At 68.2% G+C, this 15,878-nt stretch carries 15 protein-coding genes and 1 pseudogene; 8 read left to right on the plus strand and 8 right to left on the minus strand.

Annotation, left to right across the window (positions count from 1 at the left end):
• The first annotated feature begins 252 nt into the window (after positions 1 to 252).
• The 5 genes from ACNPQM_RS18505 to ACNPQM_RS18525 all read left to right on the plus strand — a co-directional run bounded on the left by ACNPQM_RS18505 (position 253) and on the right by ACNPQM_RS18525 (position 5,056).
• Positions 253 to 1,218 (plus strand): NADPH:quinone oxidoreductase family protein, encoded by a 966-nt coding sequence (locus tag ACNPQM_RS18505; protein WP_418084839.1) that lies wholly within the window; start codon positions 253 to 255, stop codon positions 1,216 to 1,218.
• Positions 1,215 to 2,402: an acyl-CoA dehydrogenase family protein gene (locus tag ACNPQM_RS18510; RefSeq protein ID WP_418084840.1), complete on the plus strand. Its 1,188-nt coding sequence runs from the start codon at positions 1,215 to 1,217 to the stop codon at positions 2,400 to 2,402. Before ACNPQM_RS18505 ends, ACNPQM_RS18510 begins: the two co-directional genes overlap by 4 nt.
• A complete protein-coding gene (locus tag ACNPQM_RS18515; RefSeq protein ID WP_418084841.1) occupies positions 2,399 to 3,508 on the plus strand; it encodes an acyl-CoA dehydrogenase family protein in 1,110 nt (369 codons plus the stop codon). The genes ACNPQM_RS18510 and ACNPQM_RS18515 overlap by 4 nt, the downstream gene beginning before the upstream one ends.
• Positions 3,509 to 3,836: 328 nt before the next feature.
• The gene (locus ACNPQM_RS18520) at positions 3,837 to 4,727 is read left to right on the plus strand and encodes a phosphatidylinositol-specific phospholipase C/glycerophosphodiester phosphodiesterase family protein (protein ID WP_418084842.1); all 891 of its coding nucleotides are present in this window, start codon (positions 3,837 to 3,839) and stop codon (positions 4,725 to 4,727) included.
• Between the two features lie 134 nt (positions 4,728 to 4,861).
• Complete coding sequence (locus tag ACNPQM_RS18525) at positions 4,862 to 5,056, plus strand: hypothetical protein (RefSeq protein ID WP_358860991.1); 195 nt, start codon at positions 4,862 to 4,864, stop codon at positions 5,054 to 5,056.
• A gap of 76 nt (positions 5,057 to 5,132) precedes the next feature.
• Here the strand turns inward: ACNPQM_RS18525 and ACNPQM_RS18530 are convergent, their stop codons facing one another.
• From ACNPQM_RS18530 to ACNPQM_RS18565, 8 genes are all read right to left on the minus strand, one after another.
• Positions 5,133 to 5,495, minus strand: coding sequence for a DUF779 domain-containing protein (locus tag ACNPQM_RS18530; RefSeq protein ID WP_418084843.1), 363 nt, complete (start codon positions 5,493 to 5,495; stop codon positions 5,133 to 5,135).
• Positions 5,496 to 5,680: 185 nt separating this feature from the next.
• The gene (locus ACNPQM_RS18535) at positions 5,681 to 6,445 is read right to left on the minus strand and encodes an enoyl-CoA hydratase/isomerase family protein (protein ID WP_418084844.1); all 765 of its coding nucleotides are present in this window, start codon (positions 6,443 to 6,445) and stop codon (positions 5,681 to 5,683) included.
• A 52-nt stretch (positions 6,446 to 6,497) separates the two neighbouring features.
• Positions 6,498 to 7,196 (minus strand): cytochrome P450, encoded by a 699-nt coding sequence (locus tag ACNPQM_RS18540; protein ID WP_418084845.1) that lies wholly within the window; start codon positions 7,194 to 7,196, stop codon positions 6,498 to 6,500.
• A 657-nt stretch (positions 7,197 to 7,853) separates the two neighbouring features.
• Positions 7,854 to 9,221, minus strand: a complete 1,368-nt coding sequence (locus ACNPQM_RS18545; RefSeq protein WP_418084846.1) for a cytochrome P450 — start codon at positions 9,219 to 9,221, stop codon at positions 7,854 to 7,856.
• Between the two features lie 9 nt (positions 9,222 to 9,230).
• A complete protein-coding gene (locus tag ACNPQM_RS18550) occupies positions 9,231 to 9,821 on the minus strand; it encodes a GTP-binding protein (protein WP_418084847.1) in 591 nt (196 codons plus the stop codon).
• On the minus strand, positions 9,796 to 10,176 hold the full coding sequence (locus tag ACNPQM_RS18555; protein ID WP_418084848.1) for a DUF742 domain-containing protein: 381 nt from the start codon (positions 10,174 to 10,176) through the stop codon (positions 9,796 to 9,798). The genes ACNPQM_RS18550 and ACNPQM_RS18555 overlap by 26 nt, the downstream gene beginning before the upstream one ends.
• Positions 10,173 to 10,583, minus strand: coding sequence for a roadblock/LC7 domain-containing protein (locus tag ACNPQM_RS18560; RefSeq protein WP_418084849.1), 411 nt, complete (start codon positions 10,581 to 10,583; stop codon positions 10,173 to 10,175). Before ACNPQM_RS18560 ends, ACNPQM_RS18555 begins: the two co-directional genes overlap by 4 nt.
• The gene (locus ACNPQM_RS18565) at positions 10,580 to 11,725 is read right to left on the minus strand and encodes an ATP-binding protein (protein ID WP_418084850.1); all 1,146 of its coding nucleotides are present in this window, start codon (positions 11,723 to 11,725) and stop codon (positions 10,580 to 10,582) included. Before ACNPQM_RS18565 ends, ACNPQM_RS18560 begins: the two co-directional genes overlap by 4 nt.
• A gap of 353 nt (positions 11,726 to 12,078) precedes the next feature.
• On the opposite strand from ACNPQM_RS18565, the gene ACNPQM_RS18570 reads away from it, so the two are divergent.
• The 3 genes and pseudogenes from ACNPQM_RS18570 to ACNPQM_RS18580 form a co-directional block, all read left to right on the plus strand.
• Positions 12,079 to 13,698 carry an APC family permease gene (locus ACNPQM_RS18570; protein ID WP_418084851.1) on the plus strand — a complete coding sequence of 540 codons (1,620 nt, stop codon included), beginning with the start codon at positions 12,079 to 12,081 and terminating at the stop codon, positions 13,696 to 13,698.
• 239 nt (positions 13,699 to 13,937) lie between these two features.
• The gene (locus tag ACNPQM_RS18575) at positions 13,938 to 15,158 is read left to right on the plus strand and encodes a cysteine desulfurase-like protein (protein ID WP_418084852.1); all 1,221 of its coding nucleotides are present in this window, start codon (positions 13,938 to 13,940) and stop codon (positions 15,156 to 15,158) included.
• Between the two features lie 238 nt (positions 15,159 to 15,396).
• A pseudogene (locus tag ACNPQM_RS18580) lies at positions 15,397 to 15,783 on the plus strand (Hsp20/alpha crystallin family protein); the annotation flags it as partial.
• Between the last annotated feature and the right edge of the window lie 95 nt (positions 15,784 to 15,878).

Here is a 15,878-nt window from a genome sequence, read left to right on the forward strand (position 1 = left end):
CAACACCGGACGCCGCCCGGCCCGCCCACGGGCGGACGATGGTAGGGGCCGGCTCGGTGGCCCGTGACCCCGGTCGGCCCTGCTCCGGCCGGCTGCGCGCCCGTCATTGCCGTACTGCCCGGGGCGTGCCGGGCGCGCAGCCGTGTCCTGGTCCGGCCGAAACGGTCCGGACAGGTTGTTCCCAGAGGAGCAAGCGACCGCTTAGTATGCCCCGGAGCAGTGGTAATGCCGACAGTGTCGTGGAGGCCCCTCATGCAGGCATGGCGAGTGCACCGGAACGGCGAGCCGAACGAGGTGATGAGGCTCGAAGCGACGGACCGGCCCACGCCCGGCGACGGGCAGGTGCTCCTCAAGGTGCTCGCGGCGAACATCAACTTCCCCGACGCGCTGCTCTGCCGCGGCCAATACCAGGTACGGCCGCCGCTGCCGTTCACCCCGGGCGTGGAGATCTGCGGTGAGACGCCGGACGGGCGCCGGGTGCTCGCCACCCCCGCCCTGCCGAACGGCGGCTTCGCCGAGTATGTCGTCGCGGACGAGGTGGCGCTCCTGCCGGCTCCGGAGGCCCTGGGCGACGCCGAGGCGGCTGCCCTGCACATCGGCTATCAGACGGGCTGGTTCGGACTGCACCGCCGGGCGCGCCTCCAGGCGGGCGAGACCCTTCTCGTGCACGCCGCGGCGGGCGGAGTCGGCAGTGCCGCCGTCCAGCTCGGCAAGGCGGCCGGAGCCGAGGTCATCGGTGTCGTCGGTGGCCCCGAGAAGGCCAAGACCGCCCATGAACTCGGCTGCGACCTGGTCATCGACCGGCGTACCGAGGACATGGTCGCAGCGGTCAAGGAGTTCACCGGCGGACGCGGGGCCGATGTCGTCTATGACCCGGTAGGCGGCGACGCGTACGCCAAGTCCGTCAAGTGCGTCGCCTTCGAGGGCCGGGTGATCGTCGTAGGATTCGCGAGCGGCGGCATTCCCACCCCTGCGCTCAACCACGCCCTCGTCAAGAACTACTCGATCGTCGGACTCCACTGGGGTCTGTACAACACGAAGGACCCGGCCGCGGTGCGCGCCTGCCACGAGGAGCTCACCGCGCTCGCGGCGCAGGGCGTCATCAAGCCCCTGATCAGCGAGCGTGTCGCACTCGACGGGGCGGCGGCCGCCGTTCAGCGTGTCGCCGACGGCACGAGCATCGGCCGGATCGTCGTCCTTCCGGGGGGTGCCCGATGACGGCCGTGGACGCGGCCGAACTCCGCCGCCTTACCCGCGAACTGCTCGCCGCCCATCCCCTGGCCACCACCGACCGGACCGACTTCCTGAAGGCCCGCTTCGACGCCGGACTCGTCTGGGTCCACTACCCGGCCGGGCTCGGCGGACTCGACGCACCGCGCTCGCTGCAGTCCGTCGTCGACGCCGAACTCGCTGCCGCGGGAGCCCCCGACAACGACCCGCGCCGCATCGGCATCGGTCTGGGCATGGCAGCCCCCACCATCCTGGGTTTCGGAACCGATGAGCAGAAGCAGCGTTTCCTGCGACCCCTGTGGGTCGGCGAGGAGGTGTGGTGCCAGCTCTTCAGTGAGCCGGGCGCCGGGTCCGACCTGGCGGCCCTCGGCACCCGCGCCGTTCGGGACGGCGAGGACTGGGTGGTCGACGGGCAGAAGGTCTGGACGTCCAGTGCCCATGTGGCCCGCTGGGCGATCCTCATCGCCCGCACCGACCCGGACCTGCCCAAGCACCGTGGCATCAGCTACTTCATCTGCGACATGACCGACCCGGGCGTCGAGGTGCGGCCGCTGCGTCAGATCACCGGCGAGGCCGAGTTCAACGAGGTCTTCCTCACCGGCGTACGCATCCCCGACAGCAGGCGGCTCGGACCGGTCGGCGACGGCTGGAAGGTCGCCCGGACCACCCTGATGAACGAGCGTGTCTCGATCGGTGGATCCCGCATCCCGCGCGAGGGCGGCATGATCGGCCCCGTCGCCAGGACCTGGCGCGAACATCCCGAACTGCGCACCCACGATCTCCACCAGCGCCTGCTCACCCTCTGGGTCGAGGCCGAGGTCGCCCGGCTCGCAGGTGAGCGGCTGCGCCAGCAACTCGTCGCCGGACAGCCGGGCCCCGAGGGTTCCGGTATGAAGCTCGCCTTTGCCCGTCTCAACCAGGAGATCAGCGGCCTGGAGGTCGAACTCCATGGCGAGGACGGGCTGTTGTACGACGACTGGACCATGCGCCGCCCCGAGCTGGTCGACTTCACCGGACGCGATGCGGGCTACCGCTATCTGCGGTCCAAGGGCAACTCGATCGAGGGCGGTACGAGCGAGGTACTGCTGAACATCGTCGCCGAACGCGTCCTCGGACTGCCCGCCGAGCCGCGCGACGACAAGGACGTCGTCTGGAAGGACCTGTCCCGATGACAGCACAGACCGAAGAGACCCTGGCGCCCGATCTGCTGTACTCGGACGCCGAGGACGATCTGCGGGCCGCCGTACGGTCGTTGCTCGCCGACCGGGCCGACGCTCCGGCGGTGATCGCCCGTATCGAGTCCGACACGCCGTACGACCCGCAGCTCTGGAAGGCCCTCGGCGCGGACATCGGCGCAGCGGGGCTGCTCGTGCCGGAGAAGCTGGGCGGTCAGGGTGCAAGCCATCGCGAGGCTGCGGTGGTCCTGGAGGAGCTGGGCCGCAGCGTCGCCCCCGTCCCCTATCTGACCAGCGCGGTCGTCGCCACCGAGACGCTCCTCGCACTGGGGACGGAGGACGGACCGGTCGGCGAACTCCTCGGCGAGCTGGCGGCGGGCCGCAAGGTCGCGGTCCTCGCCGTACCGTTCTCCGCTACGACCGGGACCGTGACCGGCACCCTGGACGGGGCCGTCACCGCGGTCGCCGACGCGGCCGCCGCCGATCTGTTGCTCGTGCCCACCGGCGACGGCCTGTACGCGGTCGAGGCCGGTGCCACGGGCGTCACCGTCGAACCGCTCGTCGCGCTCGATCTGACCCGCCCGCTCGCCACCGTCACTTTCACCGCAGCAACCGGCACGCGCCTCGCGGACGCGGAGGCGGCGCGTCCCGCCGTAAGCCGGGGGCTGCTCTCCGGTGCCGGACTGCTCGCCTCCGAGCAGCTCGGTCTCGCCGAATGGTGCCTGACCGAGACGGTCCGGTACACCCGCGAACGGCACCAGTTCAACCGGCCCGTCGGCTCGTTCCAGGCGCTCAAGCACCGGATGGCGCAGCTGTGGCTCCAGGTCGTCTCGGCACGCGCAGCCGCGCGCAACGCCGCGGACGCCCTGGCGTCCGGCAGCCCCGACACGCCGCTCGCGGTGGCCGTGGCGCAGGCGTACTGCTCCGGGGTCGCGGTCCGTGCGGCGGAGGAGTGCATCCAGTTGCACGGAGGCATCGGCATGACGTGGGAACACCCCGCGCATCTGTATCTGAAGCGGGCCAAGGCCGACTCGATCGCGTACGGCACGGCGGGGCGTCACCGTGAGGCCATCGCCGAGCTGATGGAGCTGCCCGCACCGTAGAGCAACTTCCTTTCTAGCAAAGGGACATGGAGGCGAGGCTGCCAGGCAGCCCTGCCCCTGCGTCGTTCCCGTGGACGGTTGCTGGTCGTCCCTTCCTGGTGGCAGTGCTGAGGCGCAGCTGAGCCTGTGGAGCTGCACCAGCAGCGACGACCAGAACCTCGACGGGGTCAGTCGGTGCTGGACGACCTGGCGCGGCCGGGGAACACGAGGCGACGGGCGGGCGACGCCCCGATCAATTCTTGGCAGGTACCTGCCGGACAAGGGTGTCTCGGACCCATACTCGGTCAGGTCCGCCCGTCCGGTCCGCACCCTGATCCCGGGAGAACCCATGGCGTTCCCGACCCGCCGCCGCGTCGTCACCACCGCTCTCGCCACGGTCGCCGCAGGCGCCGTCATACCCCTCCAGTCGGCCGCGGCCGCGGCGCCCGCCGCAGTCGCCCGCCACTACCCCCGCCCCCTCCGGCGGGCTCATGCGCACAACGACTACCTGCATACGCACCCCCTCCACGACGCGCTCTCCCACGGGTTCACCAGCGTCGAAGCGGACATCTTTCTCGTGGACGGGGAACTCCTCGTCGCTCATGAGGCCTCCGATCTCGACCCCGCCCGCACCCTCGCCTCGCTCTATCTCGACCCGCTGCTGGCCAGGGTCAGGGCCAACCACGGAGCCGTGTACCCCGGCCACCGCGACCCCGTGCAGCTGCTCATCGACATCAAGACGGACGGCGCCGCCGCCTACCTCGAACTCGACCGGCAGCTCCAGCGCTACCGTCGGATGCTGACCTCGTACCACGACGGCCGGGTCCGCGCAGGCGCAGTCACCCCCGTCATATCGGGTGACCGGGCCGCCCGCGTCCCCATGGAGGCGCAGCGCACCCGCCTCGCCTTCTACGACGGCCGGCTGGACGACATCGGCACGGCGGCAACCGCCTCGTTCATCCCGCTCGTCAGCAGCAACTGGACCCAGAGCTTCAGCTGGCTGGGCACGGGCGCCTTCCCCACCGCCGAACGGGACAGGCTCCGCGCCCTCGTCACTGCCGCCCATCGCGAGGGCCGACGTGTGCGCTTCTGGGCCACGCCCGAGGTGGCGGGCCCCGAACGGGACGCCGTCTGGTCCGAATTGCTGGCCGCCGGGGTCGACCACATCAACACGGACGACCTGGCGGGGCTGGAGCTCTTCCTCCGGGCGAAGGGCGGGGGTGCCCGGGGCAGCGTCTGACGGACCGTGCGGCCCGAGGTGGTGACAGCCAGTCAACACCCGGATGGCGGACATGCCAGTCCGCCGGATGGTCCCTTCGCTACGCCACACTGGCGGCCGAATGCCGCATTCCGGCTCGGCGTAGGAGGTTGGCCATGGCCATTTCGATCTCACTGGTGCTGCTTCTGCTGATGCTTGCGGTGCTCTTTCTCCGCAACGGCGGACTGAAAATCTCGCATGCGATCGTCTGCGCGATGCTCGGATTCTTCCTTGCGGGTACGAGCATGGGGCCGACCATTCAGGAGGGACTGACGGCCACGGCGAATGTTGTCAGCGGCCTCCAGCCCTGACGTGCTCCCGCCTGCCTGTGGCGCGTTCCGATTCCACCGGTGTGCACAGAGCGGGCCGGCCACCGGCCCATGCGGATCAGGCACCGACGAGCCGCGAACGGATCAGGAACCGCACCCCCTCCGGAGCCTCCAGAGAGAACCCGCTGCCCCGCCCCGCCACCACATCGACGATCAGCCGGGTGTGCGCCCAGACCTCGAACTGACTCTTCGACATCCAGAAGGGAACACGTTCCGCGACTCCTTCGACGGCGAGCGAGGCCAGCAGCACATCGGAGTCCCCGGTACGGAATTCGCCGTCCTGGTAGCACATGGGCGCACTGCCGTCGCAGCAGCCGCCGGACTGGTGGAACATGAGCGGCCCGTGGACCTCGCGCAGTTGCCGCACCAGATCGGCGGCTGCGGGCGTGAGCTCCACGAGAGGTGCATCCGAAGGGGTCACGTGTCGACCTTTCGCTGTCCGGCGCCGGTGCGGTGAACTCAGCCAACTCCCGGGAACGTTGCGGCAAGGTTGCAGAGCATGCTCCTGACGGGGCCAGTGGGTAGCGTGCGCATGGTGATGTCTCAGGGGGAGACGCTGCGCTGCGGAGACTTCTCTCGGTGTTCATATGGGTGAGGTCCGGCAGCTCAGCGCGCCCGCGCCGCCTGCGCCGCCGACACCGAGGCCGTCAGCAGCTCCGCGTCGAAGAGCGAGGCGTCCGCCAGACGTGCAGCGCCCGCGTAGGCGTTGAGCATGACCTTGGCGCTCCGCAGCGCCGCGGGAGACCTGCGGACCAGCGGCTTGGTCCACCGCACGATGGTGCTGTCGAGTTCGTCCTCCGGGACGACCTTGTGGAGTATGGAGAGCTCCGCCGCTCGTACGGCATCGAAGTTGTCCGCCGTGAGGATCAGCTCGCGGACCTTCGCCGCCCCCGACTCGGCGAGCAGCCGGGGCAGGACCCCGCCCCAGGCCGGCGGAACGCCGAGGCCCAGCTCCGGCATGCGGAACCGGCAGGTGTCCGCCCCGACCCGCAGATCGCAGAAGATCGCGAGTCCCAGGCCTGCTCCAATCACTCCACCGTGCAGCCGGGCGATGGTCACCGCATGAGTGGTTGCGAGTGCGTCGCACACCCGGCGCGCCTTGTTGCCCAGGGCGTGGAGGCCCGCACCGCCGGGAGCGGCGGCGAGCAGCTCGGCGAACTCGCTCCGCTCTCCGCCCAGGCAGAAGTTGTCCCCCGCGCCCGAGAGGACCAGCACCCGGATATCGGGGTCGTCGTCCAACGCGGCCAGAACGGTGAGGAGTTCGTCGAGGACCCGCCCGGACAGCGCGTTGCCCGTCTCAGGGGTGTCCAACTGAACCCGCAGGACCGGCCCTTCGGTCGTGACGCGGAGGGTCTTGAAGTCTTCTGGCATGCTCGTTCTCTTCCTTGTGTTCTGAATTCCGCGTGTGCTTCGAGGCCGTGCTTCAGGCCTGGGCCACCGTGAGCTTCGCGAGACGCCGGAAGGCCACGCGTGGCGCCCAGACGGGAGAGCCACTGATGCGCAGGCCGGGGAGCCGCTCCAGCAGAGCGGTCAGCAGGGAGGTCGCCTCCAGGCGGGCCAGTGGCGCGCCGAGGCAGTAGTGGACGCCGCCGCCGAAGCTGAGGGGCGAGGCCCTGCGGTGGATATTGAACAGGTCGGGGTCGTCATACTTCGCCGGGTCGTGATGGGCGGCGCCGACCATGAGCTGCACCATCTCGTCCTTGTGGACGCGCACTCCGGCAAGCGTCGTGTCCTCGGGGGCGATTCGGCTGATCATATGGATCGGTGCGTCGTAGCGCAGGACTTCATCGATTGCGCTCGGTATGTCCTCGGGGTGCGCACGGAGCCACTCCAGCTGTCGGGGGTGCTCAAGGAGCAGCCACACCATCGTGGAGAGGACGTGCGAGGTCGTCTCCAGTCCGGCCAGGAGTACGAAGAGCGCGAGGGAGTAGACCGCCTCGTCCGCGACGGCCCGGTCGGCCTCGAGCCCGTCCCAGGTCCGCAGCCAGGCGGAGACCGGGTCGTCCCCGTGGGCCCTGCGGCGCTCCTGGACCAGAGCCGTGAAGTACTCCCGGAGGCGGTGGGTCGCCGCGTCGGACAGCTCGAGCTGACTCCGGGACGGGAAGAGTTCCTGGGTGAACACCTGATCGTGCGTGAGCGACCGAAGAAGAGGATAATCGCCCGGTGGTATACGCAGCCATTCACCGATCACAGTGACAGGCAATTCCTCGGTAACCAGTTCACAGAAATCGGCTTCACCATGGCGTAGTTCATCGGTGAGGCGGTCGAGCAATCGCCCGGTAATGCGGTCGACGGATTCTCGCATGGCTTCGATCGATTTTCGGTCGAACATATTGCCCATGGACCTCCGCATCTTGGTGTGATGCGGAGGATTGAGCATGGGGAGAGTGTCGGCCATTTGACGTGAAGCCGGAGCGTCCCAGCGGGCGACATCCTCCTGCCGGGTCCGCCACCCGCTGTCGGGAACCTTCCAGGATCTGTCCCTGAGCACCTGGTCACAGAGGGTGTGAGGGTTCACCAGGTGCCCGCCCCAGGGGGCCGGAATGACATCACCCATTGCCCTGAGTTCTTCATAGAAAGGCAATGGGTTTGCCTGGCCGCCCGGTGTACGAAGCCGCGAGAATAGCGAAGCAATGGAACGCCGGTCGACCGGTGGGGTAGCCAGGGTGAGCTCCACAGGGAATCCCTCTCAAAGGATCAAATAGGATTTACGATCCCTGCTTACCCATGCGGTTGAACGTTCATGCGACGGTAAAGGGGGGAGTGGGTGTTGTTGACGTCACACCTTCCACCAGGCCAGGAACCCGCTCCACCAGCTACCCTTCTGCGGCGCGTTTCCACTGTCTCGGAATGGAGTATTTTCCGAGGTCCGGACCGCCGTGGCGGAGAGCGCTGCTCCACGCCTTTCTCTGCGTTCCGGGGTAAATCGGGCGGGCAGCGACTTGAGGGCGCGGTGGAACGGCCCGGGCCGCCAGGACAGCATGTCGGCGGGCACGGCCAGGTCGATGTCCGGAAGGCTGTTGAGAAGCTTCTCGATCGCCTGGACGGCGATCAGCAGGGCGGGATCCTTGGCCGGGCAGGCGTGCGGCCCCGCACCCCAGGCCAGGTGGGCCCGCTTGCTGAGCGTCTGCCGGCTCATGGACAGCGCGGGATCGGTGTTGGCCGCGGCAAAGCTGATCAGGACGGGATCACCGGCGGCGAGTTCCACCCCGCCGAGGTCCACGTCGTGCACCGGGTAGTGCGCGGCGTAGTTGGCGATGGGCGGGCTGTTCCAGAGGACGTCATTGATGGCGTCCTCGACCAGCAGGCCGGCCGAGTGGTGACCGCCCGCGTACTTGTCGTCGGACAGCAGCAGTCGCAGGGCATTCGCGATGATGTTCTGGGTCGGCTCGGTTCCCGCCCCGATCAGCATCACGAGCTGATGGATCATCTCCTCGTCCGTCAGCCGAGCCGGGTGCTGCATCAGCCAGGAGGTGACGTCCTCGCCCGGCTCGGCCCGCTTCAGCGAGACCAGTTCGAACAGGGATTCCGTGAGGATCTGGTTCGCCTGCTCCACGTCCACGCCGTCGAAGAGACAGGAGATACCGAAAACGAGACGGTCGCCGATCTCCGCGGGGCAGCCGAAGAGGTCATTGAAGACGAGCAGCGGCAGCAGCTGTGCGTAGTCGGTGATCAGATCGGCCCGGCCCCGTCCGCTGAACTGGGCGATGAGATAAGCGGCGACGCGGTCGACGTGCCGGGTCATCCGATGCGTGTCGACCCGGGCCAGCGAATCCGTCACTGCCTGGCGCAGCCTCATATGCTCCGCGCCGTCGGTGAACAGGCAGTTGGGCCGGTACAGCATCATGGCGAGAGCCGGGCTGTCCATGGGCACCAGGCCCTCGTTCACAGCACGCCAACGGCGTGAGTCCCGGGCGAAGACGTCGGGGTTCTGCAGCACATGGAGCGCCGCCGAGTAGTCGGTGACCAGCGACGCCTGCACACCCGGGGACAGTTCGACGGGGCCCGCCGGGCCGTACTCCCGGAGGTGCCCGTAGAAGGTATCCGGAGCAGCAGCGAATTCGGGCCCGTGCAGAGGAACACTCTTGCCGCTGTGATGGGCCGGGCAGCCCGGCGGTGGGGCCTGAGCCTCCGAATGATGGTGCATGCCGAACTCCTAGGAAAGGCGCGACTGTAGGTAACGGACGAGAACGATGAGGGCATTCGCCGAGGAGCGCTGGTCACGTGCATCGCAGGTGACGAGTGGCGTCTCGGGCAGGAGGTCGAGAGCCTCCCGTATTTCCGCATCCTGGTGGTTCTGGCTGTCGGTGAACCGATTGACGGCAATGGCGTACGGGATTCCGTACTGCTCGACAAGATCCATGATGGGAAAAGATTCTTCGAGGCGTTCGGGATCGACGAGCACCAAGGCGCCGAGTGCGCCCCGGGACATGTCTTCCCACACCTGGACGAAACGTTGCTGCCCGGGTGTTCCGAAGAGATAGAGGACCAGGTTCTCGCTGAGCGTCAGCCGCCCGAAGTCCATGGCCACGGTGGTCGTGGACTTTCCTGGGGTGCCCTTGAGATCGTCGATCCCCTCACCCGCCTGCGTCATGACCTCTTCGGTGCGCAGGGGCGGAATCTCCGACATGGTTCCGATGAACGTGGTCTTGCCCACGGCAAAATGACCCACGACGAGGATCTTCGCCGCAGTCTGCACTGAATCGCGCAGGTAGACGCCGTCATCCGAATCTTGCTTGAAGGCCATGCAGCACCTCCTCGAGTATGCGACGGTCGACAAGTTCCGCGCTGGGAATGGGTTTGCGCGTACAGAGATATCCGCTGTCGATGAGGTCGGACAGCAGCAGTCTGACGATTCCCACGGGAAGCTGGGTGTGCCCGGCGATCTCCGCGACCGAGAGGTAGCCGCCCGAGCACAGCTCGATCAGGCGACGCTTCTCGGGGTCGAGCAGTTCGCTCCGGGGAGCTCCTTCGGCCACGGTGAGCAAGGTGATCAGTGACAGATCTTCCCCGCTCAGCAGGGTGCGGCCGTTGGTGATCACATACGGACGTACTAAGGGTGATGCTTCCGGTCCCAGCTCGGGTTCGTCCGGTGTCGTCATGCCTTGGTGTCAGCAATCTCGCGAGGGGGGCTGGTCAGTGCCTTGCCGAGTTGACCGACGAGCTGCTGCATGCGGAAGGTGATCTCAGCCATGTCGACCTCGGGGGAGGCCGACACGGCGAGGTAAGCCCCTTCGCCGGCCGAGATGAGAAAGACCCAGCCGTGCTCGAACTCGACGAGCGTCTGACGCCATGTCGGCCGGTCGCTCGGCGGCTTTCCGCAGAAATCGGCCACGGTACGGCTCAGGGACTGCATGCCGCTCATCGCCGCGGCGACGGTATCGGCATGGTCCTTCCCGACGTCCTTCGAGCGGGCCATGAGCAGGCCGTCGGCGGAGACGAGAATGGCGTGCCGCGCCTCGGGCACCTCCAAGGCGCTGTCAAGCATCCATGACAGGTCGTAGTTCACTGAGCCTCATGCCCTTCGCTGCTGGCGCTGTTTGTGCGTCGTCCTGACTGTGTCCCCCGTTGAAATGCCCCCATGACTGAGGCGATCTGTTCCGTCGATCGCGCCGGGCTCTCCCCGCTGTCGGCCGTCGGCACGATGGAAATGGCGGCGCCTCGTCGGCGCCTCTTCGGCAGGCCTCCGAAGGTGGTCGAGGACTCTGTCGAATCCACTTCGGGCGGCATCGGGGAAGACTGGCCCACAGGGGGGTTCTCCTTCGCCTCGGGCTTGATCTCGGGCTCCGGCATGGACGTGAGGAGTTCATCGGGAAGGAGTACGACCGCCCGTACACCGCCGTACGGAGAAGCCGAATCCACGGAGACAGTGAATCCGTAGCGTGCCGCGAGCACGCCGATCACAGTGAATCCGAACTGAGGCGGGTTTCCGAGCCCTGAGACACCGGGGGAGCGCTCACTCGAAAGAAGCTTGGCGGCCCGGCTCTTCTCTTCCTCGTTCATGCCGACACCGGCGTCGTCGACAACGATGCAGACACCCTTGGGCACGGCCCGGATGTTGATCTCGATCGTGGTTTCCGGCGCAGAGTAGCTCGTGGCGTTGTCGAGCAGTTCGGCCAGGGTGAGCGCGACCGGTTCCACGGCTCGGCTGACGATGGCGAAATTGCTCTGGGTCCGGATCTCGACACGCGTGAAATGGCGGATACGGCCCTTCGCGCTGCGCACCACGTCGTAGAGCGATGCGGCCGCACGCTGCCGGCCGAGCCAGCCGTCGCAGAGCACGGCTATCGACTGGGCGCGCCGCGCGAACTGCGAATTCATGTGATCGATGTCCAGGAGGTCCTGGAGAACCTGGAGCTCGCCGTACTTCTCCTGCAGTTTCGTGATCGCCAATTGCTGCTCGCTGGCGAGGCCCTGCAGCGTGCGCATGGCGGACTTCAGAGCGGTCTTGGTGTCCTCCTCGGCCCGCTCCTTCGCTTCCTGTACGGATTCCGCATAATGCTCTTCGAGCGCAGAGTAGTGTTGGGTGAGTTCCAGCTTTTCCCTACGCAGGGTGGAATTCGTTCTTCTGCCACGAACGATGACGGTTGCGGCGACAGGAGTTCCAGCGATCAATGCCCACAGTGCTGGATCCTGGAAGTATTGAGTCATGAGGCTCTCTTTGGATGACTGGGCCGCCGGATGCAGAACTTCTGGAAGGCACGTCGGCGTGTGCCCGTGACTTCGGTCCCACGGGAGCAGCCGCGCGTCCGCTGTTGCCCGGCCGCCTTGAAAGGCCCGGCTAATGGCATAACTCTCCCCAATGTGGCGGAAGTCTGGGCCGACGCTTCATTGAATGCACGTCACAGCGGTATTGATGCCGCCAGGCAAGCTTTGGCGATCCTAGCATCATCCTAAGGGATGATGATCAAGCGGTTTGTGCCATTTTTTCCATCTGACGGCAATTCAGTAAGGTGTCCCATATGGGGACTTGGTGATCCTGACTGCCGAAGGAGGCGTGCCACGTGCCGCAGAGCCCGCCACCGGAGTCCTTCGCCGCCCCGGCGGTGCTGGCCGAGGAGCGCAGACTCCGCAAAGATCTCGGATTCTGGGGCCTGACCGCGATCGGGTTCTCCAACATCCTCGGCTCCGGCTGGCTGTTCGCCGCCATGTACGCCGCCCAGACGGCGGGCCCCGCCGCGCTGCTGTCCTGGATCGCGGCGGGTGCGCTGTGTGCCCTGCTGGCTCTGGTCATGGTGGAGCTCGGGGCCACCCGTCCCGAGGGTGGCGGCACCGTACGCTGGCCTCTGTACGCGAGCGGGCGACTGGTCGGCACGGTGATCGGCTGGTCCGTGCTGCTCTCGGTCGGCGGTACCGCGGCGGAGATCAGCGCGATCATGCAGTACGCCGCGCACTACCTGCCGGGGCTCCACAACGGCGGCAGACTGAGCGTCTCCGGCTTCGGTGTGGCGGTCGGGCTCAGCGTTCTGCTGACGGCGCTCAACTGGTTCGCTGTGCGGATGTTCGCGCGGCTGAACAACCTGGTGTCGGTGTTCAAAGTCGCGGTCCCCGTCGTCACGGTCATTGCACTGTTCCTGTCGGGCACGCACTCCGGTCGCCTCACCGACCACGGCGGCTTCGCACCGTACGGCTACGCGGCATGCCTGACCGCTCTCGCCGGTGGTGGCATCGTCTACTCCGTCAACGGCTTCCAGGCCCCGCTCGACTTCTCGGGTGAGGCTCGCAATCCGCGTCGTAACGTGCCGGCGGCCGTACTCACCGGGATCGGTCTCGCGGTGCTGGTCTACCTCGCGCTCCAACTCGCTTTCCTGTTCACGGTGCCCGAATCCCTGCTGACCCACGGCTGGCAGGGCGTCAACTTCGAATCACCGTTCGGGCAGCTCGCCCTGGTGCTCAATCTGCACTGGCTTGCCACGCTGCTCTACGCCGACGCGGTGATCTCCCCGGGTGGTTCGGCCTACGTGGGGGTGGCGATCGACGCCCGGCATACGTATGCCCTGGCCAAGAACGGCCTGCTTCCGCGCTTCTTCATGCGGATCGATGTCCGTTCCGGCATGGCGCACCGGGCACTGGTCCTGAACCTCGCGGTCGTCATCGTCTTCCTGCTGCCGTTCGGCGGCTGGCAGGACATCGTGAGCGTCATGGGGGACATGTATCTGCTCACCTACGCGGCCTCGGCGGTCGCCGTGGCGGTGTTCCGGGCACACGACCGGGAGCGGGGGGTGCCCCGGACGGAAGGCCAGGCGCCGGGGGTGCGCTGGATCGCACCGGTCAGTTTCATCGTCGCCAGCGAGTTCATCTTCTGGTCGGGCTGGCGCGACCTGCGGCTCGCGCTGCCGTTCGTCCTGGTCGGTGTCCCGCTGTTCCTGGTGCAGCGGCGCGAAACCGAGGGGCCTCTGCCGCGTCATGAACTGCGGCAGGGCGCCTGGCTGGTCTGCTTTCTGGCCGTGCTGACCGTCCTGTCCCGGCTCGGCACCTTCGGCGGTTCCGGGCGTTTGCCGGCGCCCTACGACTCCGTCGCGGTGGGCGCCGTCGCGCTCATCGTGTTCGTATGGGCGGTGCGGTCGGGCGTCGACCATCTGCGGAGCACTCCGACCGGTCCGTCCGCGGCGCCGTCCGTCTGAGCAGATCACGATGCGCCGTACCCCTGTGTGCAGGCCTGCAGCTCGACACCACTGATCCTTGCCAGGCGTTGCCACGGGATCCCGAAGGACCGGCGGCAGACACGTGGAAGAGGGAGCGACCCGTACCTCGGCCCCTCGCCGCAGCGGTCCCGGGCAAGCAGGGCTCCCCGCACCGGCAGCCGTGCTCCCGCACCCCTTACCGTGGCGCTCACCTCGTCATCTCGCCTACAGGAGTACGCATGAGCTTCGATGTTGACGCCGTCCGCGCCCAGTTCCCCGCCCTGAAGTCGGGTTCCGCCCGCTTCGACGCCCCCGGCGGCACCCAGACTCCTCAACCGGTGATCGACGCCATCGCGGACACGCTGGCCAACCCGCTGGCCAACCGGGGTCTCACCACCGAGGGCGAGCGCAACGCGGAGGCTGTCGTGACCGGCGCCCGCCGCGCGCTGGCCGACCTGCTGGGCGCCGAACCGCGCGGCATCGTCTTCGGCCGCAGCTCCACCCAGCTCGCCTACGACCTGTCGCGCACCCTCGCCAAGAACTGGGGCCCCGGAGACGAGGTGGTCGTCAGCCGGCTCGACCACGACTCCAATATCCGCCCCTGGATCCAAGCGGCCGAGGCTGTGGGCGCCGCCGTCCGCTGGGCAGACTTCGACCCGGCCACCGGTGAGTTGACGACCGATGACATCGCCCAGGTGCTCTCCGCGCGCACCCGCTTGGTCGCCGTCACCGCAGCGTCCAACCTGATCGGCACCCGCCCCGACATCCCGGCCGTCGCCGACCTCGTACACCGGGCCGGAGCACTGCTGCATGTGGACGCGGTGCACTACGCCTCGCACGCCGCTGTCGATTTGCCCGGCCTCGGCGCGGACTTCCTGGTCTGCTCGCCGTACAAATTCCTCGGCCCGCACCTCGGCGTGCTGGCAAGCCGCCCCGAGCTGCTGGAGACGCTGCGCCCGGACAAGCTCCTGCCCTCCACCGACGCGGTTCCCGAGCGCTTCGAACTGGGCACGCTGCCCTACGAATTGCTCGCCGGTGCCCGTGCGGCGGTGGACTTCCTCGCCGGACTGGCCCCCGGCACCGACGGCACCCGCCGAGAACGGATCCTCGCCGCCTTCGAGGCGATCGAGACCCACGAGGACGCCCTCCGGGCCCGTATCGAGCAAGGGCTGGCCGCCCTCGGCGGCGTCACCGTGCACTCCCGGGCCACCCGCCGCACGCCGACCCTGCTGCTCACCCTGGCGGACCGAAGCGCCACTGCCGCCTCGCGGTACCTGGCGGAGAGAGGCGTCGACGCCCCGGCAGGCTCGTTCTACGCGCTGGAGGCATCCCGCAGGCTCGGACTGGGCGACGAGGGCGGACTCCGGGTCGGCCTGGCCCCCTACAGCAGCGCCGAGGACGTCGATCGGCTGCTGGACGCCCTGTCCGGCTGCCTGGGCACCTCGCCCGCCGGCGGCTGACGCGGGCGGCCCGCCCGCAAGCTGTTCGCGGACCTCGCGCGGCGGCAGGAGAGGCCGTGGCCTGGTCGGGCTCTGTGCCGCAACCGCGGCGCCTCGTCGGCGGTGCGGGCGCCGCCCCGTACCGCTGCGCCGTGGCCTCCAGATCCGCTGTGCGGCGAGGAAGGAAGCCGCGCCCGGATTCAGGTCCCGGAGCGGGTCGGCCTCGGCGGCTGTGGGCACGGCGCCTCCTCGGAAATGACGGCTCACCGAGCAACTTCTCCGTACAGGCACTTGGCTGCGGCCCTCGGCGATGCCGATGGACACTTATCGTGAGGGTGAGCAGTACGTGGTGGCGTTCGATCTGCCCGGTGTCCCGCCGTATGTGTTCGACATCGATGGGGAGAGCACCATGCTGACGGTCAAGACCGAGCGTCGGCCGGCGGCCGAGGCCGAGGATGCGCAGTTGGAGCGGTCCGAGTGTCCGCTCAGTGTGTTCTCCCGCCGGATCGTGCTCGCCGACACCCTCGACACCGGGCACATCGACGCCGACTACGACGCGGGTGTGCTGACCCTGCGTACCCCGATTGCCGAGCACGCCAGGCCTTGCAAGATCACCACCGGCGGAGATGCGGCACGCATGGAGATCAAGGCTGAGCAGGGTCCCACCTGTACTCGGCGGCGGATGTCGGGGCGGAGCTTTCCTCCTTCCGCCCGTCCCGTCCCCCGCCCTTCGCGAAGGGG

The sequence above is a fragment of the Streptomyces sp. NPDC056231 genome, assembly GCF_048270745.1.
Lineage (GTDB): Bacteria > Actinomycetota > Actinomycetes > Streptomycetales > Streptomycetaceae > Streptomyces.

Coding starts and splice junctions, on each gene's coding strand:
- ACNPQM_RS18505 (WP_418084839.1), top strand. CDS start 253: ATGCAGGCATGGCGAGTGCACCGGAACGGCGAGCCGAACGAGGTGATG.
- ACNPQM_RS18510 (WP_418084840.1), top strand. CDS start 1,215: ATGACGGCCGTGGACGCGGCCGAACTCCGCCGCCTTACCCGCGAACTG.
- ACNPQM_RS18515 (WP_418084841.1), top strand. CDS start 2,399: ATGACAGCACAGACCGAAGAGACCCTGGCGCCCGATCTGCTGTACTCG.
- ACNPQM_RS18520 (WP_418084842.1), top strand. CDS start 3,837: ATGGCGTTCCCGACCCGCCGCCGCGTCGTCACCACCGCTCTCGCCACG.
- ACNPQM_RS18525 (WP_358860991.1), top strand. CDS start 4,862: ATGGCCATTTCGATCTCACTGGTGCTGCTTCTGCTGATGCTTGCGGTG.
- ACNPQM_RS18535 (WP_418084844.1), bottom strand. CDS start 6,445: ATGCCAGAAGACTTCAAGACCCTCCGCGTCACGACCGAAGGGCCGGTC.
- ACNPQM_RS18545 (WP_418084846.1), bottom strand. CDS start 9,221: ATGCACCATCATTCGGAGGCTCAGGCCCCACCGCCGGGCTGCCCGGCC.
- ACNPQM_RS18550 (WP_418084847.1), bottom strand. CDS start 9,821: ATGGCCTTCAAGCAAGATTCGGATGACGGCGTCTACCTGCGCGATTCA.
- ACNPQM_RS18555 (WP_418084848.1), bottom strand. CDS start 10,176: ATGACGACACCGGACGAACCCGAGCTGGGACCGGAAGCATCACCCTTA.
- ACNPQM_RS18565 (WP_418084850.1), bottom strand. CDS start 11,725: ATGACTCAATACTTCCAGGATCCAGCACTGTGGGCATTGATCGCTGGA.
- ACNPQM_RS18575 (WP_418084852.1), top strand. CDS start 13,938: ATGAGCTTCGATGTTGACGCCGTCCGCGCCCAGTTCCCCGCCCTGAAG.